Here is a 20669-nt window from a genome sequence, read left to right on the forward strand (position 1 = left end):
CCGAAGGACCGTGAAGTGACCACCACCTCCCTGACCAAGTCCCGGGGCGCAGGCCACGCCGGTGACAAAGTCTTTTCCGCAGCCACCTTGGCAGCAGGGTGTTTGATCCTCGTCGTGCTCTTCGGCGTGGCACTGTTTCTCGTGATCCAGGCGCTCCCCGCCCTCGTGGCTCCGGCGGACAAGATCCAGGGCGGCGAAGGATTCTTCACCTACATCTGGCCGCTCGTCATCGGCACCCTCATCGCCTCGGTGATCGCTCTCGTGATCGCGACGCCGATCGCGATCGGCGTCGCGCTGTTCATTTCGCACTTCGCGCCGCGCCAGCTCGCCTCCGGCCTGGGTTACGTGATTGACCTCCTCGCCGCCATCCCGTCCGTGGTCTACGGCGCCTGGGGCGTCGCGTTCCTGGCCAAGGAAATCTCGCCGTCGTACAACTGGCTGGCCGAGAACATGGGCTGGCTGCCGATCTTCCAGGGCCCCGCCTCCGCCACCGGCAAGACCATCCTGACGGCCGGAATCGTGCTCGCCGTCATGGTCCTGCCGATCATCACCTCTCTGACCCGCGAAATCTTCCTGCAGACCCCCAAGCTGCACGAAGAGGCCGCGCTGGCGCTCGGGGCCACCCGCTGGGAGATGATCCGGATGACCGTGCTGCCGTTCGGCCGGCCGGGAATCATCAGCGCCGTGATGCTGGGACTGGGCCGGGCCCTCGGCGAGACCATGGCCGTCGCGCTGGTGCTGTCCTCCGGAGCCCTGACCGCCAGCCTGATCCAGACCGGCAACCAGACCATCGCCGCCGAAATCGCCCTGAACTTCCCCGAGGCCAGCGGGCTCAAGGTCAGCACGCTGATCGCCGCGGGCCTGGTGCTGTTCGTCATTACCCTCGGAGTAAACATGATTGCCCGGGGAATCATCAGCCGGCACAAAGAATTCTCGGGAGCCAACTAAATGACCTCCACCCTGACTCCGGTACGCAAGCGCTCGGCGCTGACCAGGGGCCAACTGCCCAAGGCCGCGCCGTACATCGTCCTGGCCGTTGCCTTGATCCTCGGCGCGGCGATCCTCGCGCTGATCGGCTTCAATGCCTTCGGCTGGGGAATCGTCTCCGCCATTCTCTTCGCCGCCGGCCTGGTGGGCTGGAGCCTTGTTGTGGAAGGCGCCCGCAAAGCCAAGGACAAGCTGGCCACCTACCTGGTTGTGGGGGCCTTCCTGGTTGCCCTGTTGCCCCTGTTCTCGGTGATCTGGACCGTACTGATCAATGGGCTCCCCGGGCTCCTGGATCCCGGTTTCCTCACCACCTCCATGAACGGGGTCACCGGCGCCTTCGACAACAAGACGGTGGAGGAAGGCGCCCCCCTGCTGGGCGGCATCTACCACGCGCTCATGGGCACCTTGCTGATCACGGTGCTCGCCACCCTCATCTCGGTCCCCGTGGGCCTGCTGACCGCGATCTACCTCGTGGAATACGGTGAGGACCGCGCACTGGCCCGGGCCATCACCTTCTTCGTGGACGTCATGACCGGCATTCCCTCGATTGTCGCCGGCCTGTTCGCCGCCGCCGCGTTCTTCGCGGTGGTCGGCCCGGGCACCAAGACCGGCGCCGTCGCCGCCGTCGCACTGTCGGTGCTGATGATCCCGGTGGTGGTCCGCTCCAGCGAGGAAATGCTCAAGATCGTGCCCAACGAACTCCGCGAGGCCGCCTACGCCCTCGGCGTCCGCAAGTGGCGGACCATCCTCAAGGTGGTCCTCCCGACGGCGATCTCCGGCATCGCGTCCGGCATCACCCTGGCGATCGCCCGCGTGATCGGCGAAACCGCGCCGATTCTGGTCACCGCCGGATTCGCGACCACCATCAACACCAACGTGTTCAGCGGCTGGATGGCCTCCCTGCCGACCTTCATCTACACCCAGATCCTGAACCCCACCTCGCCGTCGAACCCGGATCCGTCCTCCCAGCGGGCCTGGGGCGCGGCCCTGGTACTCATCATCCTGGTGATGCTGCTCAACCTCGGCGCACGCCTGATTGCCCGCATCTTCGCCCCCAAGACAGGCCGCTAGGCCATCCGCGCCCGCCGCCCCTACCTCCAGCAAGTGAAGGAACACCATGTCTAAGCGCATCGACGTCAAGGACCTGAACGTCTACTACAGCAAATTCCTGGCCGTCGAAGGCGTCAACATCAACATCGACGCCAAGTCCGTCACGGCCTTCATCGGCCCCTCGGGTTGCGGCAAGTCCACCTTCCTGCGCACCCTGAACCGCATGCACGAGGTCATTCCCGGTGCGAGGGTTGAAGGCGAAGTGCTGCTGGACGGGGACAACCTGTACGGCCCCGGCGTCGACCCGGTCACCGTCCGGTCCCAGATCGGCATGGTGTTCCAGCGCCCCAACCCGTTCCCCACCATGTCCATCCGGGACAACGTGCTGGCCGGCGTGAAGCTGAACAACACGAAGATCTCCAAGGGCGAGGCCGATGTCCTGGTGGAGCGGTCCCTGCAGGGGGCCAACCTCTGGAACGAGGTCAAGGACCGCCTGGCCAAGCCCGGCTCCGGGCTGTCCGGCGGCCAGCAGCAGCGCCTGTGCATTGCGCGCGCGATTGCCGTTGAACCCCAGGTGATCCTCATGGACGAGCCCTGCTCCGCCCTGGACCCGATCTCGACGCTGGCCATTGAGGACCTCATCAACGAGCTCAAGGACCAGTACACGGTGGTGATCGTGACGCACAACATGCAGCAGGCGGCCCGCGTGTCGGACAAGACGGCCTTCTTCAACATTGCCGGCACCGGCAAGCCGGGCAAGCTGATCGAGTTCGGCGACACCCCCACGATCTTCAGCAACCCGACCGAGAAGGCCACCGAGGACTACGTCTCCGGCCGCTTCGGATAAACCAGCCTGCTACAGGCCGGCCACCGTCGAGAGCGCCAACTGCAGGACGAACGCGGCGGCAGCGGTGACAACCGGGGTCGCTACCCAGAACACCAGGATGCGGATCACCAGCCGCCGGTCGGTGCCCGGGAAACACTGGTTGGCGCCGGCGCCAAGGGTTGCCGCCGTCACCGTGTGCGTGGTGGAGACGGGCCAGTGCAGCCCGATCGCGCCCACCAACAGCATCACCGCACTGTACATCTGCGCGACAAATCCGCGCAGGGGATCGACCCGGGTCAGCCGGTAGCCGATGGTGTAGGAAATCCGCCACCCGCCCGCGAGGGTTCCCGCCGACAGCAAGACGGCCGTCAGCAGGGCCACCCACACCGGCACTGAACCGCCGTCGGAGAGCCCGGCCGCCAGCAGCGCCAGGATCACCACCGCGCTTGTGCGTTGGCCGTCCTGCAGCCCGTGCCCGAAGGCGACGGCGCCCGCGGCAATGGCCTGGGCCCGCCGGGAGCGGGTGTTGACGACATTGGGCGGCGTGTACCGGGCCGCCCAGCCCGCGGGCCAGACCAGCAGGAACGACCCCGCATAGGCGATCACCGGTGAGATCAGCAGCGGGAGCACTACCTGGGACAGGAGCGAGGCGTCAACGCCCATGACGGGGTTTCCGCCGACGGCGACGCTGGCGACCCCCGCCCCGGCGAGCCCGCCGACCAGGGCATGGGTGGAGGACGAGGGGATGCCGCGCCACCACAAGTAGACGCCCCAGAGGATGGCGCTCAGCAGCGCGGCCAGCAGAATCGTCAGGCCGTTTGTGCCCGGCGGCAGCGACAGCCACGCCTGGCTGACGGCCAGAGCCAGGGCGGCGCTCAGCCCGGCACCGATGAAGTTGAACAGGCTGGCCAGAATCACCGCCACTGTTGGGGTCAGCGCGCGCGTCCGCACGGCCAGCGCCACCGACGAGGACGCGTCCCTGAACCCGTTGAGGAATGCAAAGGCCCCGGCGCAGAGCAGCACCAGGGCAAGGAAGAAGAGCACCACGTCAGGATTCCTTGACGATGATGCTGCCCACCTGGGTGGCGATCCGGCGCATGTCCTTCGTGACTTCCACGAGCTGGTTCGCGACATCGCGGTTGCGCGCGTACTGCATGGCCTTCATCTCGTGGAGCATGTCCGCGACCCAGACCCGGTGCGTGCGCTCGGCACGCTTGGCCAGGCGCAGGATCTCGATCCAGTAGTCCTCGAGGTCGTCCAGATTGTTCAGCCGCCGCATCGCATCGACCGTTAGTTCGGCCTGGCGGCTGATGATTTCCAGCTGGTCGGCGGCCCGTCTGGGCAGCCGTTCGAGCTTGTAGAGGGAGACGAGCTCGGCGGCGGCGTCGAGCTTCTCCATGGCCTCGTTGAGGAACCGGGACAGCGTGTACATGTCCTCGCGCGGCAGCGGGTTCACGAAGCTGGTGCGCATGTGGGTCAGGAGGGCAAAGTGCAGCTCCGCGGATTTGGCCTCGTGGTTGTGCATGTCCTCCACCAGCCGGGCATGCTCGCTGGCCGGGGCGCCGAGGATCTCCGAGAGCGTTCCTGTCCCCAGCACGATCTGGCGCGCCATTTGGGAGAGCAGGTTCAGTCCGGCGGACTCCTGGGGGAACAGGCGCAGCTTCACGTGGTGTCACCGGTCTTCCGGGAGGAGGTTCGCGGGTGGAGCCGGCCGGCCGTGTGACTTGACGGTGACCAGTGCATACGCATCACTTTACCGTCCGCGGCGGGTCCGGCCCGGCCCGACGCGGCGTGTGACGGCGCAGGTGAAAACCGGGCGAACATTAGGGTAAGAAGGCATGAAAATGGTGCCGAACCGGATACGCCTCTCGGCGGTAGGCCGCTCTAGGCGGCTAAATGTTGAAGCCCGGGGGTTTCGCGGTTCGGCACCGCTTTTAGTTTTCTACGTAGGTTCATGCAAGTCAACATTGACAGCCTGCCCGCGTCGTGCGTGTCCTGGGTGCTGCGGGCCCGTCATCCGGCGCCTGCCGCCCGGCCCAGCCGGCCCCTCAGTCCAGTTCGCCCAGCCGCCACGCGTTGGCGGCGTGCTCGAGGTCCTCGGCCGTCTTGACGAGCAGATGCGAGTTGCGGGTGAGTTTGCTGGCGTGGTTTTCGTTGCTGTGCTCGGCGTTGTCCGCAAGCGTTGCCTGGCCCAGGGCCACCACGCGGCAGAACGCTGCGGAGCGTTCCAGGGCGACGTCGAATTCGCCGTCGAACGCCCCGGAGAGGATGGCGTCCGCCATGGATTTCATCTCATCGGCGCCGGGCGGTTCGGCCGCGCCGGCGACCACATGCGAAACCTGGGCCGTGTCCTTGCCCGCCTTGAAGTAGACGGAGATCCGCTCGGGATCCTGGATGGTGGCGGCCCGCAGGGCGTACAGGCGCCACAGCGCGCCGGGGAGGGACCGGGCGGGGCTTTCGGCCCACATTTCGGCGATTGCTTCCAGGCCCTGCTCATCGGCGAGTTTGACGAGCCGTTTGGTGACTTTGGGATCGTCGCTGTCCCGGCCGCGGCGCACGAGAGCCTGCGCGGCCAGATGGGCCGCCTCCGAGACGCGGGCAGGATCGGCCCCTCCGGCGAAAGGCTCAAAGTCGATCGGTGCGAAGGGTTTCGGCTTGTGGTGCCGCGGGCCGGGGGCGCTTGATCCTGCTTGCTCGCTCATGCCCCCACGCTACTCCAGTGCCGCAAGGGAATCGAGGATCGGTGCGCGCTGCTGCCATAGACGCAGGGGGCCGACGACGCCGGTGCGGCCAACGTGAAAAAAGCCGGCCCGGGTCTGGGGTACAGTGTTAACGTCCAGAAATGGACTGGGCCGAAACGCGCTGCACCAGCGGATTTATCCGCTGGTTCGGGGCTCTCGGCTGGGGCCTTTAGCTCAGTTGGTAGAGCATCGGACTTTTAATCCGTGGGTCGTGGGTTCGATCCCCACAGGGCCCACTCTTTTAGCGAAGAGTGGAAAAACCCCGGTTTCCTGGCAACAGGAAACCGGGGTTTTTTGTGCCCGCCACCGGGGTCCTGTCCTGGCGGCCGGGGCCCCAGACCCCACGGCTCCGGGGCCCTGGGGCCCTGTGGCTGCAGCCACCCGGATTGTACGACTGGCTAGTTACCAGTTCCGCTAGGCTTGGCGAATGGACTCCCACGGCGCCTCCGGATACTGGTATGGCCCCGATGACAGCCTGGATCCTCCGGCGGCGATCCTGCAGGCCCTCCGCGACTATCGGATCTCGGAGGTGGCGACCAGGCGGTCCGCCCGCGATTCGATGGGGATGGGTGAGACCGACCTGCTGGCTTTGCGCTACCTGCTGCGGGCCAAAGCGACAGGCGAACGGGTTGGCCCGAAGGATCTCAGCCGCGTCCTGGGCATCACCACCGCTTCCACAACGTCCCTGATCGACCGGCTGGTAGCAAGCGGGCACGTCCGGCGGGAGCCGCACCCAACGGACCGTCGCTCCCTTGTGATCGTGCCGACGGTGGCGACGGACTCCGAAGTCCGCGCCACGCTTGGACACATGCACCGGCGCATGATGGAGGTGGCAGAGTCCATGAGCGCGGAGGACGCCCGCGTGGTCATCACTTTCCTCCGCCGGATGAGCGCGGCCATCGGCGCCGAGCGGCATAACTAGCTCGTTTAACTAGTTATATGTATGCTTACTACTTGTTTTTCAGATCTCAACGAGAGTAGGCGCCGTGGCTGAATCCGCAACCCTGACCGGGGACCCCGCGACAGAGCTCCCGCCCGGTGCCCCGCTGCACTGCGGCGCACCCATGCAGTGGACCTCGCCGGAGCCCGCGATGCCCTCCTACTCGTTCGGGCCCGCGGACCCGTCCCTCGATCTCCCGGCCCTGTGGCGCTGTCCCTGTGGCTTCCAGCTCGACGGCGGTATCCAATTGGTGGACGGACTCCACTTCGCCGACGGTTTCCAGGCGGAGAGCGTGTTCCAGCCGGAGGTCGGGTTCCAGTTGGGCGGGATCCAGCTGGATGGTGGCGAACAGGGCGTCGATCAGGCTGCCGCGGGGCTTGCCGCGGCCTGCTGACCCAGCGGCCGCTTCTCACCAGCCCGCTCTTCACCGCAGCACCGCGTCAGCCGGGCCCCGGCTCCTCACCCCGGGGCACCAGCCGGGGCCGGGCCGGCACCAGCGCGGTGGGGGAGGCCACCTGCAGCCGGTCCGCAGGGAGACCCGGCAACCCGGATGCCGCGTCCAGAGGAAACGTTACGACGTCGCCGGAGCGTTCGTGGGCGACGTGCAGCAAACCGTCGCGGACCAGATGGTGCCGGGGCCAGTTGCCGCCGCTGGGGACGTCGGCCACCGGACGCAGCGCCGCGCCCCCGGCCTCCACCTCCAGCACGCAGATCCGGTTCGAACCGCGGACGCCCACATAGGCGTACCTGCCGTCGGCCGCCAACGCGATCTCTGCCGCCGAATCATCCGGCTGCGCCCCGCCGGCGGCGGCGGGCCCGACGAAAGCGAGCCGGAAGTCCCCGGAGTCCGGCGACAACCCGGCCACAGCCACCTCGATTGAATACTCGGTCACCACAAAGACGTGGCCGCCCGGATGCTGGACCAGGTGCCGGGGGCCGCTGCCCCGCGGCAGGACCACCTCGTGGTCCAGGACCGGGCCCAGAGCCCGCTCCGGTCCGGAGCCGACACTCCAGATCCGCAGCAGGTCGTGGCCGAGGTCGGTGGTCATCACCCTGCCGTCGGCCAGCATGAGTGCCGCGTGAGCGCGGCTCGGCCGTTTTTCCCGTTCGCCGGGGCCGCCGCCGGGAGCCTCGCCGTACGGGTCTCGCGATTCGACGCCGGCCGTCCGGTCAACGATGCCGCCGTCAGCGTCGAGCTCATAGAACAGCACCTGGCCGCCGCCCCAGCAGCAGACAACGAGGAAACGGCCGGAAGGCTCGACGGCGACATGGCAGGCCGCGTCACCGGCCGGCCACGCCGGGCCCGCGGGCTCCAAGCCAAACCCGCCGGCCCGGCGGTAGGCCCGGACGGTCCGGGCCTGCTCGGCCACGGCATAGACCACGGGGAGAGAAGGGTGGACCGCCAGGAAGGACGGCGAGTCGGCCGGCGCCGCAACACCCAGCCACCGCATTGTGCCGTCCGCCGCCGCGGCAACCGCGCCGATCCCCGTGCCGCGGCCGCCGGAATCTGCCGTGTAGGAGCCGGTCCAGACGAGATCGTGTGCAGGCAGGGAGTCCATGCTGCCATCCTGCCAGCCGCCGCCGCCAAGGCATCCTAAGCAGGCATCCCAAGCAGGCGGCACAATCCGCCGCCGCAACCCGCCGCCGCAATCCGCCGCCGCAAAACCCGACCAATCACAGCAGACCCAATCACGGCTGGCCGCGGACGGCTTCGGTAGCATGGGGCAATCGAGCAACTGCAGCAAAGGAGGTGGGTCCCGTTCACGCAAGTCCAGCAAGGATGCCCGCCCAGCAGCGCCGGCCGCTGCCGGCTCACGGTGAGGGCGTCTGACACCCGACCGAAAGGCGCTCCCATGCCAGTAATCCGCCATCTTTCCCCGCACGAGATACTCACGGCCAGGCTCCGTTCAGCCGGCTGCGTGTTTGCCGAAGACGAGGCCCGCCTGCTGATCGAGGCGGCCCCGACGCCGGAGGCGCTCGAACGGATGGCCGGCCGGAGGGTCGCCGGCCTTCCCCTCGAACACATTCTCGGTTGGGCGGAATTCTGCGGACTCCGCATCGCGGTCGGCACCGGAGTCTTCGTGCCCCGACGCCGGACGGAATTCCTCGTCCGGCAGGCCGCTGCGCTGCTGGACGCAAGCCGCATGGCGCGGGGCGACGCCCCGGCACCGGTCGTTGTCGATCTGTGCTGCGGGTCCGGCGCTGTCGGTGCGGCGCTCGCGGCCCTCGCCGGCCCCGCCGAACTCCACTGCGCCGACATTGACCCCGCGGCCGTGTCCTGTGCACGCACCAACGTCCTGCCCCTGGGCGGGGAGGTCCACGAGGGTGATCTCTATGCTCCCCTCCCGGAAGGCCTCCGGGGCCGGGTCCGGCTGCTGGCCGTCAACGCCCCCTACGTTCCCTCGGCAGACATCGAAACCATGCCGCAGGAAGCGCGCGTCCACGAGCCGCGGGCCTGCCTCGACGGCGGCGCCGACGGGCTTCAGGTACAGCGGCGGGTCGCCGCCGGCGCACGGCAGTGGCTGGCGCCCGGCGGCCACGTGCTGATAGAGACCAGCCGCCGGCAGTCCGCGCAGACGGCCGGAATCCTCCGCGGGCACGGGCTGGCGGCCCGGGTGCTGCGCTCGGAGGAACTGGGGGCCACCGTGGTGGCCGGCGAGCTGCTGCCCTCCGGCGGGCGGTAGCCGGCAGAGGCGGCGACGGTGGCCCCTCAAAGAACCCCTAGGGCAGTTTGTCCTCGTTCACGTTGGTGGCCGGGCCCGCCGGGGTGGCACCGCCCTCGTCCGACCAGTCCTGGCCGGTCTGGTCGGTGAGCGCAGGGTCGGAATGGACATCGCGGGCCGCGGGTGCCGGCGTTCCGGGCGTGGCTGCGGACGTGCTTCCGTGGCCGGCATCGCGGTGTACAGCGGAGCTTATGACGGTACCGGCACGGCGGGCGGCTTCGCCGAGATGCTCGGAGACCTCGGGGGCTTTGTCTTTGACCGTTTCTGCTGCCGCGGCCACCTTGTCCTGGACCGGCTGGCTGTGCCAGAGCTCTGCCGACTTGGCCTTGAGCTTGTCATAGGCTGCGCGGCCTGACCGCGATCCCAGGACGTACCCTGCTGCCAGTCCGGTGGCGAAAAGAAGTTTGCCTTTCATGCTGTGCTCCTGCTCCCTGACGTAGGTGAAAAGTAGACGTTGTTGTACAGTTCCTGGACAGTGGGCGGCGGTGCCGGCCCGTGCGGCCGGCAGGCCGCCTTGCTGTCAAAATAGTGCAAAAAACCGGCCCCGGGAACAACCCAGGGCCGGTTTCCGGTCAGCTTCCGTATTAGCGGGCTGAGCGCTTGCTGATCATGCCGTAAACGAGCAGGACGATGATCGCACCGCCGATGGCCAGCAGCCAGGTCGACAGCGAGAAGAACTCGTTGATGCCCACGCCGAACAGTGCGCTGCCAATGAATCCGCCGAGCAGGGCGCCGACGACGCCCAGGATCAGAGTGATGATGATGCCACCGCCCTGACGGCCCGGGAGGATAGCCTTAGCGATCGCGCCGGCGATGAGGCCCAGAATCAGAAATGCGAGAAAACCCATTTTTTCGTTCCTTCTTCTTTCATAGAGGAGGCACCCGGATCGCCGGGTGCGCTACATCCTTCTGCCCTAATACTAATCATGCTTAGTATCAAAGAGCCACCCGACACCCGTGGGTTCGGCGGGCGGGGTGCCAAAACAGCCGAATGCGCCCTACCATGCGTAGTCTTCCGGAGCCGTCCGGTGGCCCGGGAAAATCTCGTCGAGGCGCTTGAGCGCATCGGTGTCGAGCTTCAATTTGTGCGCCCTGACGGAGGCTTCGAGCTGCTCGAGGGTACGCGGGCCGATGATCGGAGCGGTGACTGCCGGCTGGTGGAGCAGCCACGCGAGTGCCACGTCCGCGGGTTCCTGACCCAGTTCGGCGGCGAATTCCTCGTATCGCCGGATCTGTTTCTGGTGCGACTTGAGCGCATCGAGGGCCCGGCCCGCGATGCGCCGGACGCCGTCGTTCTCCTTCTTCAGCACTCCGCCGAGCAGGCCGCCGTGCAACGGCGACCATGGCAGGATCCCCAGGCCATACTGCTGGGCGGCCGGGATGACCTCCAGTTCCACGTCCCGGGTCAGCAGGTTGTAAATCGACTGCTCGCTGACCAGCCCGTTGTAGTTGCGGCGGCCGGCGGTTTCCTGGGCCCGGGCGATGTGCCAGCCGGCGAAGTTGCTGCTGCCGGAGTATAGGATCTTGCCTTGCTGGACGGCGACCTCGATAGCCTGCCAGATCTCATCCCAAGGCGTGTTCCGGTCCACGTGATGGAACTGGTACAGATCGATGTAGTCCGTCTGCAGCCGTTTCAGGCTGGCGTCGAGCGCCCGGCGGATGTGTAGTGCCGAGAGTTTGGACTCGTTGGGCCGGTCGGTCATGGTGCCGAACAACTTGGTGGCAAGCACCGTGCGCTCGCGGCGCTCGCCCCCCTGGGCGAACCAGCGGCCGACTATCTCCTCCGTCCAGCCGCGGTGGCTGGACCCGCCATACACATTGGCCGTGTCGACGAAGTTGATGCCGGCGGCCTGCGCGGTGTCCAGGATGGCGAAGGCCTGCGTCTCCTCGGTCTGCGGGCCAAAGTTCATGGTGCCCAGGCAAAGGCGCGAGACTGTCAGGCCGGAGCGGCCCAGATGCGTATAGCGCATGAAGTTTTCCTCTCCGCCCTGGCCTCCTCTGCCCTGACGGGTTGCGGGTTTCTCCGGAGCAAGGCGGTGCGTGCCGGCCCGCTCCGGAGTCTGGCGTCAACGCTCCAGGCGGAACCCCAGCTTGATGGTGACCTGCCAGTCGGCGACCTGCCCGTTTTCAAGGTGGCCGCGGATCTCCTTGACTTCGAACCAGTCAAGGTTCCGGAGGGTCTTGGCGGCCTCGGCGATGCCGTTCCGGACGGCCGCATCGACGCCCTCGCTCGAGGTTCCGACAATTTCAGAAATGCTGTAAGTGTGATTAGACAACTTCGCTCCTCGTGATCGCCATCGATGCCCGGCTGTGGGCCGTTCCTGCAGACTAGCCGACCGAACCCGGCCGGACTAGGGGTTTGTGCCCGGAGTCCGGGACCCCGGGAGGCGGTCCGGGCAGCGGGCGTTTGGCCTGCCGGGGCGGGGCGTCTGCGCGCGGCCTGATCCGGCTCACCATCCAGGGCAGCATGTAGTGCGCCATCCAAGCCAGGTCGCCGGCCCGGGTCTCCCGCCAGTTGCCCGGCGGCATCGGCTTCGGCTCCAGCGGCCGCAGGCGGTGTGGCACGCTGAGCGTGTCCAGGACCATGGCCGCAATGGTGTGGTGTCCCAGCGGCGAGAAGTGCAGGCGGTCCGGATCCCACATCCGCGGATCGCTCAGTTGCCGCAGGGCCCACAAGTCGGCGATGACGACATCATGCCGGGCGGCGATGACACGGATGTTCTCGTTGAATACCGCGACCTTCCCCCGGATGTGTCCGAACACAGCGGTCTCGCCCCAGTCCGGCCCGGTGAACAGGACCACCGTGGCCCCGGTGGCGGAGAGGGCTGCCACGGCGTCGTCCAGGGCCGCGGCCATCCGGTCCGGATCGCCGCGATGAAACACGAGATCGTTCCCGCCGGCGGAGAGCGAGACGAGGTCAGGCTTCAGGTTCAGGGCCGGTCCGAGTTGCTGGTCGAGGATTTCGCGCAGGACCAGGCCGCTGATGGCAAGGTTTGCGTAGCCGAACTCGCGGCGGCCCTCGCCGAGTTCCTCGGCGATGCGGTCCGCCCACCCCCGAATGCCCCCGGGGCTCAGCGGTTCCGGGTCGCCGACGCCTGCCGTGAACGAGTCGCCCAAGGCGACATACCGGCTCCAGGGCCGGGAACGCAGGTCACCGGCACGCCCGCGTGCGGAGCTCTGATCCCCTGGATGCCACGGCCCCGCGGCGGGGAGGTTGACGCCGGTACCGCCGGCGTCCGGCTCTAGGAACCTGGCGGCGTTCACATCACCAGCAATACGCCGATATTCCATGCCTCGCTAGGTACTTATGCCCCTAGCGGGGCGGCATGAGGCCGCGGCGGCCACCCCCGGCCGCCCGCCACCCGGGAGGCGAAATACTCAGGGGGGTATAATGTGGAGCCTGACGCATCGAACCGGAGGAACCAATGGAACTCGATCCCACCGACATGAAGCCTGTTATTAACCGGCTTCGCCGCGCCCAGGGCCAGCTCGCGGCCGTCACCAGGATGATCGAGGAGGGCCGTGACTGCAAGAGCGTCGTGACCCAGCTGGCGGCCGTGTCGAGTGCCCTGGACAAGGCTGGATTCTCCATCATTGCCACGGGCCTGCAGCAGTGCATGCAGCAGGAAGACCCCAGCCTGGACCGCGCCGAACTCGAGAAGCTCTTCCTCTCGCTCGCCTGAGCTCATCATCCGGGCAAAGCGCGGGTCCGCGTCAGGCGGGGCCGCCGGCCAGCACGAAGGTCTTCAGGTCGTCAAGGGTCTGCTGCATGTGGGCGTCCATGGCGTCGCGGGCGCGGTGCGGGTCGCGGGAGGCCAGGGCGTCAGCGATGTTCTGATGGTGCCCGATGGCGTGCTCCTGGATCTCCGGCACCTTGGAGGTTTCCGTCCGCCGTTTTTCCAGCACGCGGTGCAAGGGTTCGAATAACACGGCGACGAAGACGTTTTCCGAGGCCTGCAGGATGAGGTCGTGGAAAGCGAGGTCTTCCTCCACGAATGCCGCGAGATCATTCCTCTCGTGGGCCAGCCGCATCCTGTCGACGTGCGCGCGGAGGGCCTGGATATCCGTGTCCGACATCCGCCCGGCAGCCAGTTCGCAGGCGCCCGTCTCCAGCATCCGCCGGAGCTCGATGAGCTGGATTGCGGCCGAGGCGTCATTTGTGCCCTCCGAGGCTGCCCGCAGTACGGCGTCCAAGGAGCCCCAGCGGTTCACCGGGTTCACGAACGTGCCCCGGCCGCGTTCCACGCTGAGGATCCGCTGGGCTTCAAGGGTCTTCATGGCCTCGCGCACGGTCATGCGGCTGACTTCGTGCCGGGAGCTGAGCTCCAGTTCGCCGGGGACGCTCGCGCCGGGCGGAAACTCGCCGCCAATAATCCGGTCCAGCAGTTCGTCGGCCACAACGCCGACCAGCGATTTCCTAGCCAATTCTCCCCGTCCAGCGACTTGTTGCCTGATGGCGTGCTCCGTGATGGCCAAGTCTACTTGCGCGTCGTTGTGCCATATGCCACACTAGCATTCATATGCAAGATGTCTGACATCTTACATTTTGTTCCTGCTGCGGCTCGCGGAGAACCGCAGTTTTCCACTGACAGATCCACACACAATGGAGTGCATAGTGCCCCTCGAAGCAGACGTGCTGGCCGCTTTCCCCGCGGAAGTACAGATCCCCGCCCGGCTGGTGGCAGACAGCGTGGCCGCCTCCTCCGTGGCATCCCCCCGTGTCCTGGTCGTACTCGACGACGACCCCACCGGCACCCAGTCCGTGGCGAACCTGCCGGTCCTCACCCGCTGGGAAGTGGCGGACTTTGCCTGGGCGTTCGCCTACGAAGTCAACGGCCAGCGCCAGCGCGCGGTCTACGTGCTGACCAACACCCGCAGCCTTGACCCTGCCGAGGCGGCTGCCCGCAACGAGGAGATCGTCCGTAACGCACTCGCGGCCGCAGCGTCCGCTGAACCCGCGCTTCGGCTCAGCTTTGTCAGCCGCAGCGACTCCACCCTCCGCGGACACTACCCGCTCGAACCGGACGTCATCGCCGCCACCGTCACCGCCGTCAACGGCGAGAAGACGGACGGCGTCGTGATCGTTCCCGCGTTCCCCGACGCCGGCCGCGTGACGGTCGGCGGCGTGCACTTCACCCGCGGCACAGGCAAGGACGCCGGGCAGCTCACCCCCGTGGCCGAGACCGAATTCGCCCGCGACGCCAGCTTCGGCTTCGCCAACTCGGAGATGGCCAAGTACGTCGAGGAGAAGTCGAACGGCCGGTTCCCCGCGGATTCGGTGATCGTGCTGGATCTGGACATCATCCGGGCGTCCGCCGATCCGATGATCTCCGCCAAGGCCATTGCCGATGCCATCGATGCCGCCACGGATTCGACTCCGATCGTGGCGGACATCGTCACCGAAAACGACCTGCGGGCACTGGCCCTGGGCCTGGAAGAAGCGGAAAGCCGCGGCAAGAAGCTGCTCTACCGCGTGGGCCCGCCGTTTGTCCGGGCACGGATCGGCCAGGAAATCCGCACCGAACTCAGCGGCGAGGAAGCCTATGCGGGCAATACCCCCTCGGAAGCCGGTGGCCTGATCGTGGTCGGTTCGCACGTCGGTGTCACCACCCGCCAGCTCAACGCCCTCACCGTGCAGCACAGCGCGGCCCGGATCGTGGAGATCGACGTCGAGAAGCTCCTCGGCGACAACGCGGGGGATTACCTGGACGAAACCGTGGACACGGTGGTCGCTGCACTCCGCGACGGCGACGTGATCGTGCACACGAGCCGGCTCCTGATCAAGACCTCCGACGCCGCCGAAAGCCTGCGGATCGCCCGCACCGTCTCCGCCGCCGTCGTCGCGGTGGTGAACCGCACGCTGAAGACTTTCCCGCCCCGCTTCGTGATCGCCAAGGGCGGCATCACGTCCTCGGACGTGGCCGCACACGGCCTGGAAATCCGGCACGCGATAGTCCGCGGGCCCATGCTGCCGGGCATCGTCAGCCTGTGGGAACCGGTGGACGGACCGGCCAAGGGCATCCCGTACATCGTCTTCGCCGGCAACGTGGGCGACGACCAGTCCCTCGCCGATGTCACGCGCAAGCTCAGCAACACCTTCTAATCCACGCCGGCTCCCAGCCTTCACAACCTCAGGCAGGGCCCCCGCCGGTATGGGCCCAGCACCACACGTCATTCGATGGAGAACACCATGACCAGCAACTACACCATCACCGTCCTTGGCCTTGGCGCCATGGGCCTGCCCATGGCCACGCGCCTGGCAAGCGAGCTCACCGTCCACGGCTTCGACATCGCCGAACCGCGCCTGAAGCTGGCCGAAGAGGCAGGCATCCGCACCTTCGCCTCCGCACGGGAAGCCTCGAAAGGCGCCGACGCGCTGCTGCTGGCAGTGCGCAACGGTGAACAGCTGGGCGATGTCCTGTTCGGCGAGAACGGCGTGGCCTCCGTGCTCAAGCCGGGCGCCGTCGTGATCCTCGGCAGCACCGTGGGCACCGACGCCATCCCGGCCACCGTCGACCGCCTGGCCGAATACGGCGTCGAACTGGTTGATGCCCCGCTGTCCGGCGGCCCCAAGCGTGCCGGCGAGGGCGACCTCCTGATCGTGGTGGGCGCCTCGCCCGAGGCCCGGGAAAAGGCCCGCCCGGCCCTTGAGCTGCTGGCCTCCACCCTGACCGTGGTCGGCGACAAGCCCGGCGACGGCCAGGCCCTCAAGACCGTCAACCAGCTGCTCTGCGGCATCCACATCGCCGCCGCCGCCGAGGCGATGGCCCTGGCCGACGCCCTCGGCCTGGACCAGGCCAAGACCCTCGCCGCCCTCGAAGCCGGCGCAGCGGGCTCCTTCATGCTCTCCAACCGCGGACCGCGCATCCTGGAGGCCTACACCGAGGACGGCGCCGAAGTCCTCAGCCGGCTGGACATCTTCGTCAAGGACATGGGGATCGTCGGCAAGGCCACCCGCGCCGCCGGCCTCGCCGCCCCGGTAGCCGCCGCCGCCGAGCAGCTCTACCTCCTTGGCCAGGCCCAGGGCCTCGCCGCCGCCGATGACTCCGCCGTCATCAAGGTCGTCGCGCCCACCAGGCGCACCGCCTAACCAGCCATCCCATCCCCGGCGACTGACTCGTTGGGCGACCTTCCTGTCAAAGGAGACACCTCTTCATGACCCCCCTGCTCAATTCCCTGATGGTGCGCGCCGCCGACGCGCCCGTCATCAAGCCGGCCGTGGAGCTGGGAACTCCGCTGCTGCTGACAATCGCGGCGGCCGGCGTCGCCCTGCTGCTGGTGATGATCATCCGCTTCAAGATCCAGGCCTTCGTTGCCCTGCTGACCGTCAGCATCCTGGTGGCCGTGGCCGCGCAGATCCCGCTCAAGGACGTGTTCACCGTGGTGGCCGCCGGGGTGGGAGGCACCATGGGCAAGGTCGCCCTCCTGATTGCGCTCGGCGCGATCCTGGGGCGGATGATCGAGGTCTCCGGCGGCGTCCAGTCCCTCGCCGACCACTTCACCGCCAAGCTCGGCGCCACCCGGGTGGCCGTGGCCCTCACCGCCGTCGGTTTCCTGGTCGCGATTCCGGTGTTCTTCGAGGTCGGCATCATTGTCCTGGTGCCGGTCGTCTACGCCTTCGCTAAAATCGCCAACGTCCACCCGGTGAAGTTCGGCCTGCCCATGGCCGGCATCATGCTGGCCATCCACGTGGCCGTCCCCCCGCACCCGGGGATTGTTGCCGGCGCCGGCGTGCTCGGCGCCGACATCGGGCTGATCGCCCTGATCTCGCTGACGATCTGCGTGCCGCTGGGCTTCCTGTCCTACTGGGTCGCCTCCATCATGAACCGCAAGACCTACGAGCTGCTGCCGGCCGTCAGAACCCAGGTGGACGAGTTCGGCTCCGCCACCATGGTCCGCGTTGGCCACGAGGGCCCGGGCAGCAAAGCCATCGCCCCGCCCCGTCCGGGACTGATCATCTTCCTCATCGCCACCCCGATCGTGCTGATCCTCCTCGGCACCGTCGGCACCCTGGTGATCGACAAGAACGACTTCTGGTACGGCGTCGCGGCGTTCGTAGGCAACCCCGTCTTCGCCCTGCTGGTGGCCGTTGCGCTCTGCTTCTTCCTCCTGGCCGTCCGCCGGCAGTGGTCGCTGACGGAAACCGGCGAAATCTTCGAAGGCGCGCTGCCTCCGATCGCGTCCATCCTGATGGTTGTTGCGGCAGGCGGCGTGTTCGGCAGCGTCCTGCAGGTGAGCGGAATCGGCAAGGCTCTCTCCGAATCCCTCGACACGCTCGGCGTTCCGCTGCTGCTGCTTGGCTTCATCATCTCCCTCGCCCTCCGCGCAGCCCAGGGCTCGGCCACCGTCGCGATCGTCACCACGGCCGGCCTGCTCTCCTCCGCCGTCGCCGGCGGCGGATACACGCCGGCGCAGACCGCCGTGATCGTGATCGCCATCGGATTCGGCGCCCTCGGCCTCTCCCACGTGACCGACGCCGGTTTCTGGGTGGTTGTGCGCTACTACGGACTGACCGTCGCCGACGGCCTCAGGACCTGGACCGTGCTCACCACCGTGCTGGGACTGGCAGGCTTCGCCCTGACATTCGTCGCCTGGATGCTGGTGGGGGGACTGAGCGCCTGATGCGTACCCAACTGGACACCCTGGTGACCGGCGCCCTGCAGCAAGGCTCTGCCGTTCCGGCGTTCACCTGTTACGACTTCACCACCGCGCTCGCCGTTGTGGGGGCGGCCGAGGAATCCGGCCGGGGCGCCATCCTGCTGGTCGCGCCGAAGACCGCGGCAACGCCCAACGGGCTGCGGCTGATCGCCGCCCTGCGCGGACTCGCCGACGCAGCCTCGGTGCCGATTGCGGTGCAGCTGGATCATGCCACCGACCCGCAGGTGATCGCCGACGCCGTCAGCGCCGGGGCCGACTCGGTGCTGGTCGACGGGTCCTCGCTGCCGTACGAGGACAACATCGACCTGGTCCGGAACGTCCGCGCGGCCTTGGCGGCGCAGGGCCGGGCCGACGTCGTCATTGAAGCAGAACTCGGCGGACTCGCCGGCGACGAGGACCGGGCCTTCGGGACCGACGCCGCGGATAACGCAGGCAACGCCGCAGATAACGCAGGCAATGTGGAGTCGGACGCCCCCGCCGGGCTCACTGACTCCGCCCAGGTGGAGGACTTCGTGGCCCGCACCGGGGCGCAGTTGCTCGCCGTGGCTGTGGGCAATGTCCATGGCAAGTACAAAGGCGAGCCCCGGCTGCGCTGGGACGTGCTGCAGGACATCGCCGTGCGGACCCGGATCCCGCTGGTCCTGCACGGCGCCTCCGGCATTCCGGCCGAGGAACTGGTCAAGGCCGCCGCGATGAACGTGGGCAAGGTCAACTTCAACACGGAGCTGCGCACCGGCGTCCTGGCGGTCCTTGAGGAACAGACCGCAGCGCACCGGGCCGACGGCGAGAACCTCCAGGCACTGCTGGGCCTGTGGAATGCCTCGGCCAGGACCTTCGCGGCCACCGCCCTGGCCACACTCTCGCGCTGACACTGTGACTGCCAGAGCAGTATGGCCCGCAGCCGGCGCGCATCCGGGCCATACTGCTCTGGCAGCCAGGGCGCCCCGGCCCGACAATGATGGCACCACAGCCTGCCTTCCCGAGGGGTGCCATGCTTGCGCAGCAGCGGCCAGCCGGCGACCCGGCGCCGACGCCGGACCGAGACCCGGTGATCGACCTTGTCCGCTTCTTTTGCCTGGCATTGGTGGTGGTCGCGCACACCATGATGGTGAGTCCCGTCCTGCACCCGGACGGCACCGTGACGTCCGAGAACACCTTGGGCGATCAGCACTGGTTTGAACCAGTGGTGTGGGTCTTCCAGATCATGCCGCTGTTCTTTGTGGCCGGAGGCATCACCGGGCTGCAGTCCTGGCGCCGGCTCCGCGCCAGGGGCGGCAACGCCTTCGATTTCATGCAGGCCCGGCTGCTGCGCCTGATCCGGCCGGCCGCCGTCCTGCTGGCGGTCATGTTCGTTGGCCTGTCGGCGGCCCGCCTCGCAGGGGTTGACCCTCAGGTCGTCGAGCTTCTCACCAGCGGGGCCGGCATGCCGCTGTGGTTCCTGGCCGCATACCTCGCCGCGCAACTCAACCTTCCCTGGCTGGCGGCCCTCCACGCCCGCGCGCCATGGATGACCTTCGCCGGCCTCACCGCCCTGGTGGTGACGGTCGATTGCCTGCGGGGAGTGCTGCCGCTGCTGGCATACCTGAACATGCTGTTCCTGTGGTGCGCCGTGCAGCAGCTCGGATTCATCGTGGCGGATGGCCCGCGGCTGCTGCCGGGCCGGCCGGCGCACCTGGGCATCATGGTTGCCAGCAACATGCTGCTGGGGTTGCTAGTCCTGCTGGGGCTGTATTCCGGGAACATGCTGGTGAACCTCAATCCGCCCAATGTGACCCTGCTGCTCCTGGGCATCTCGCAGGCCGCCGCCCTCCAGCTCTTCCGGCCCGTTCTGTCACGGATCGCGTCCGTGGCCGGGGTGCGCCGGATGATGGGCGTGGCCGGCCGGCGGTCCATGACTGTTTATCTGTGGCATCTGCCCCTGCTGGCGGCGATGTCCGGTTTGCTGCTGCTGACGGATTTCCCGCAGCCCCCCGGGGGTAGTGCGGCCTGGTGGTGGGGGCGGCCCCTGGTGCTGTTGGGGGTCATCGCCCTGCTGCTGCCGGTGGTGGCATTGTTTGGCAGGCTGGAGGAGCGGCCGACGGCGTCCGGCCCGTCGCCGAGCCGGCCGGCGGCCGCCGTGCTGCTGGCCGCCGTCGCCGTTTTTGTCCCGGCAGTCAACGCCGCGCTCACCGGCCTCACGCCCGGGCTCCTCGGCGGGGGCGCCGCCTGCTTCGCGCTCGCCGTCGTGCTCCTGGGCCGGATTCCGGTTCGGCTCACGACGCCACCTGACGGGCAGGGCGGATCGGAACCGCCATTGCCACGCCCGCCATTAAGTGCCAATGTCGAACCATGACGGAGAACTCGGCAACCACGGAAGACACCTTCACCCCGGACGTCTCCACCACCCGGAACGACGAGCTGCACCGTTACGAACTCCGTGTCGGCGACAAGCTGGCCGTCCAGGTGCGCTTCATCGACAGGCCGGGCCATATCGACTTCATCCACACGGATACCGCAGAGCAGTTCCAGGGCCAAGGGCTCGCCAAAGTGCTGGCGCACTTCGCCCTCGATGACGTGGTTGCCTCCGGCAAGCGGATTATCCCGAATTGCCCGTTCATGTACCGCTACCTGCGCAAACATGAGTCGTACCACCAGTATGTGGACTGGCCGGAGCGGGTCCCCGAGGGAGCCTGAGCGCCTGGCCCGGGGGCCGGAACGGCGTCATCGGCCTGCCCGCTTGTGGGCAGCGGACCAACCTCGTAAAG

Annotated in this window: 23 protein-coding genes and 1 tRNA gene; 14 read left to right on the forward strand and 10 right to left on the reverse strand. The window is 67.8% G+C overall.

Annotated features, from left to right (window positions below):
- Window positions 1-15 precede the first annotated feature (15 nt).
- From pstC to pstB, 3 genes are read left to right on the forward strand one after another with little or no spacing between them, the layout of a single operon-like run.
- Window positions 16-948 carry a phosphate ABC transporter permease subunit PstC gene (pstC, locus tag AC1DZV_RS08570; RefSeq protein ID WP_230007456.1) on the forward strand — a complete coding sequence of 311 codons (933 nt, stop codon included), beginning with the start codon at window positions 16-18 and terminating at the stop codon, window positions 946-948.
- Entirely contained in the window at window positions 949-2058 is a 1110-nt protein-coding gene (gene pstA, locus AC1DZV_RS08575) for a phosphate ABC transporter permease PstA (RefSeq protein ID WP_476953461.1), read from the forward strand.
- 46 nt (window positions 2059-2104) lie between these two features.
- Entirely contained in the window at window positions 2105-2884 is a 780-nt protein-coding gene (gene pstB / locus AC1DZV_RS08580; protein ID WP_018774898.1) for a phosphate ABC transporter ATP-binding protein PstB, read from the forward strand.
- Window positions 2885-2893: 9 nt separating this feature from the next.
- On the opposite strand, the gene AC1DZV_RS08585 is transcribed toward pstB, so the two are convergent.
- From AC1DZV_RS08585 to AC1DZV_RS08595, 3 genes are all read right to left on the reverse strand, one after another.
- On the reverse strand, window positions 2894-3910 hold the full coding sequence (locus AC1DZV_RS08585; RefSeq protein WP_459383617.1) for an inorganic phosphate transporter: 1017 nt from the start codon (window positions 3908-3910) through the stop codon (window positions 2894-2896).
- Window position 3911: 1 nt separating this feature from the next.
- A complete protein-coding gene (locus AC1DZV_RS08590; RefSeq protein WP_028276610.1) occupies window positions 3912-4529 on the reverse strand; it encodes a DUF47 domain-containing protein in 618 nt (205 codons plus the stop codon).
- Window positions 4530-4911: 382 nt separating this feature from the next.
- Window positions 4912-5565 (reverse strand): hypothetical protein, encoded by a 654-nt coding sequence (locus tag AC1DZV_RS08595; RefSeq protein WP_018774895.1) that lies wholly within the window; start codon window positions 5563-5565, stop codon window positions 4912-4914.
- Between the two features lie 202 nt (window positions 5566-5767).
- Here AC1DZV_RS08595 and AC1DZV_RS08600 point away from each other — a divergent pair.
- From AC1DZV_RS08600 to AC1DZV_RS08610, 3 genes are all read left to right on the forward strand, one after another.
- Window positions 5768-5840 (forward strand) — tRNA-Lys (locus AC1DZV_RS08600).
- A 191-nt stretch (window positions 5841-6031) separates the two neighbouring features.
- On the forward strand, window positions 6032-6526 hold the full coding sequence (locus tag AC1DZV_RS08605; RefSeq protein ID WP_476953462.1) for a MarR family winged helix-turn-helix transcriptional regulator: 495 nt from the start codon (window positions 6032-6034) through the stop codon (window positions 6524-6526).
- A 64-nt stretch (window positions 6527-6590) separates the two neighbouring features.
- Window positions 6591-6938 carry a hypothetical protein gene (locus AC1DZV_RS08610; RefSeq protein WP_476953463.1) on the forward strand — a complete coding sequence of 116 codons (348 nt, stop codon included), beginning with the start codon at window positions 6591-6593 and terminating at the stop codon, window positions 6936-6938.
- Window positions 6939-6984: 46 nt separating this feature from the next.
- Here the strand turns inward: AC1DZV_RS08610 and AC1DZV_RS08615 are convergent, their stop codons facing one another.
- The gene (locus tag AC1DZV_RS08615; RefSeq protein ID WP_476953464.1) at window positions 6985-8103 is read right to left on the reverse strand and encodes a lactonase family protein; all 1119 of its coding nucleotides are present in this window, start codon (window positions 8101-8103) and stop codon (window positions 6985-6987) included.
- Between the two features lie 294 nt (window positions 8104-8397).
- On the opposite strand from AC1DZV_RS08615, the gene AC1DZV_RS08620 reads away from it, so the two are divergent.
- Window positions 8398-9228, forward strand: a complete 831-nt coding sequence (locus AC1DZV_RS08620; protein WP_476953465.1) for a putative protein N(5)-glutamine methyltransferase — start codon at window positions 8398-8400, stop codon at window positions 9226-9228.
- A gap of 37 nt (window positions 9229-9265) precedes the next feature.
- Here the strand turns inward: AC1DZV_RS08620 and AC1DZV_RS08625 are convergent, their stop codons facing one another.
- The 5 genes from AC1DZV_RS08625 to AC1DZV_RS08645 form a co-directional block, all read right to left on the reverse strand.
- Window positions 9266-9682, reverse strand: coding sequence for a hypothetical protein (locus tag AC1DZV_RS08625; RefSeq protein ID WP_476953466.1), 417 nt, complete (start codon window positions 9680-9682; stop codon window positions 9266-9268).
- 169 nt (window positions 9683-9851) lie between these two features.
- Window positions 9852-10115 carry a GlsB/YeaQ/YmgE family stress response membrane protein gene (locus AC1DZV_RS08630; protein ID WP_018774889.1) on the reverse strand — a complete coding sequence of 88 codons (264 nt, stop codon included), beginning with the start codon at window positions 10113-10115 and terminating at the stop codon, window positions 9852-9854.
- A gap of 150 nt (window positions 10116-10265) precedes the next feature.
- On the reverse strand, window positions 10266-11237 hold the full coding sequence (locus AC1DZV_RS08635) for an aldo/keto reductase (RefSeq protein WP_243178339.1): 972 nt from the start codon (window positions 11235-11237) through the stop codon (window positions 10266-10268).
- A 96-nt stretch (window positions 11238-11333) separates the two neighbouring features.
- Complete coding sequence (locus AC1DZV_RS08640; RefSeq protein ID WP_243178340.1) at window positions 11334-11543, reverse strand: dodecin; 210 nt, start codon at window positions 11541-11543, stop codon at window positions 11334-11336.
- A gap of 52 nt (window positions 11544-11595) precedes the next feature.
- Window positions 11596-12558, reverse strand: a complete 963-nt coding sequence (locus tag AC1DZV_RS08645) for an SGNH/GDSL hydrolase family protein (protein WP_476953467.1) — start codon at window positions 12556-12558, stop codon at window positions 11596-11598.
- 134 nt (window positions 12559-12692) lie between these two features.
- Here AC1DZV_RS08645 and AC1DZV_RS08650 point away from each other — a divergent pair, with 134 nt between their 5' ends.
- Window positions 12693-12950, forward strand: coding sequence for a metal-sensitive transcriptional regulator (locus AC1DZV_RS08650; RefSeq protein WP_018774886.1), 258 nt, complete (start codon window positions 12693-12695; stop codon window positions 12948-12950).
- Between the two features lie 31 nt (window positions 12951-12981).
- Here AC1DZV_RS08650 and AC1DZV_RS08655 read toward each other — a convergent pair whose 3' ends face one another.
- Complete coding sequence (locus AC1DZV_RS08655) at window positions 12982-13692, reverse strand: FadR/GntR family transcriptional regulator (RefSeq protein WP_223914664.1); 711 nt, start codon at window positions 13690-13692, stop codon at window positions 12982-12984.
- Between the two features lie 190 nt (window positions 13693-13882).
- Between AC1DZV_RS08655 and AC1DZV_RS08660 the strand changes: the two genes are divergently transcribed.
- The 6 genes from AC1DZV_RS08660 (at window position 13883) to AC1DZV_RS08685 (ending at window position 20598) form a co-directional block, all read left to right on the forward strand.
- The gene (locus tag AC1DZV_RS08660; protein ID WP_476953468.1) at window positions 13883-15370 is read left to right on the forward strand and encodes a four-carbon acid sugar kinase family protein; all 1488 of its coding nucleotides are present in this window, start codon (window positions 13883-13885) and stop codon (window positions 15368-15370) included.
- Between the two features lie 87 nt (window positions 15371-15457).
- On the forward strand, window positions 15458-16357 hold the full coding sequence (locus AC1DZV_RS08665) for an NAD(P)-dependent oxidoreductase (RefSeq protein WP_476950688.1): 900 nt from the start codon (window positions 15458-15460) through the stop codon (window positions 16355-16357).
- A gap of 65 nt (window positions 16358-16422) precedes the next feature.
- Window positions 16423-17889, forward strand: coding sequence for a GntP family transporter (locus AC1DZV_RS08670; protein WP_476953469.1), 1467 nt, complete (start codon window positions 16423-16425; stop codon window positions 17887-17889).
- Window positions 17889-18794 (forward strand): class II fructose-bisphosphate aldolase, encoded by a 906-nt coding sequence (locus tag AC1DZV_RS08675; RefSeq protein ID WP_476953470.1) that lies wholly within the window; start codon window positions 17889-17891, stop codon window positions 18792-18794. The genes AC1DZV_RS08670 and AC1DZV_RS08675 overlap by 1 nt, the downstream gene beginning before the upstream one ends.
- Before the next feature lie 122 nt (window positions 18795-18916).
- Window positions 18917-20257, forward strand: coding sequence for an acyltransferase family protein (locus AC1DZV_RS08680; RefSeq protein WP_476950690.1), 1341 nt, complete (start codon window positions 18917-18919; stop codon window positions 20255-20257).
- Window positions 20254-20598, forward strand: coding sequence for a GNAT family N-acetyltransferase (locus AC1DZV_RS08685; protein ID WP_028276599.1), 345 nt, complete (start codon window positions 20254-20256; stop codon window positions 20596-20598). Before AC1DZV_RS08680 ends, AC1DZV_RS08685 begins: the two co-directional genes overlap by 4 nt.
- Window positions 20599-20669 lie beyond the last annotated feature (71 nt).

It is taken from the genome of Arthrobacter sp. P1_D12 (genome assembly GCF_056406175.1).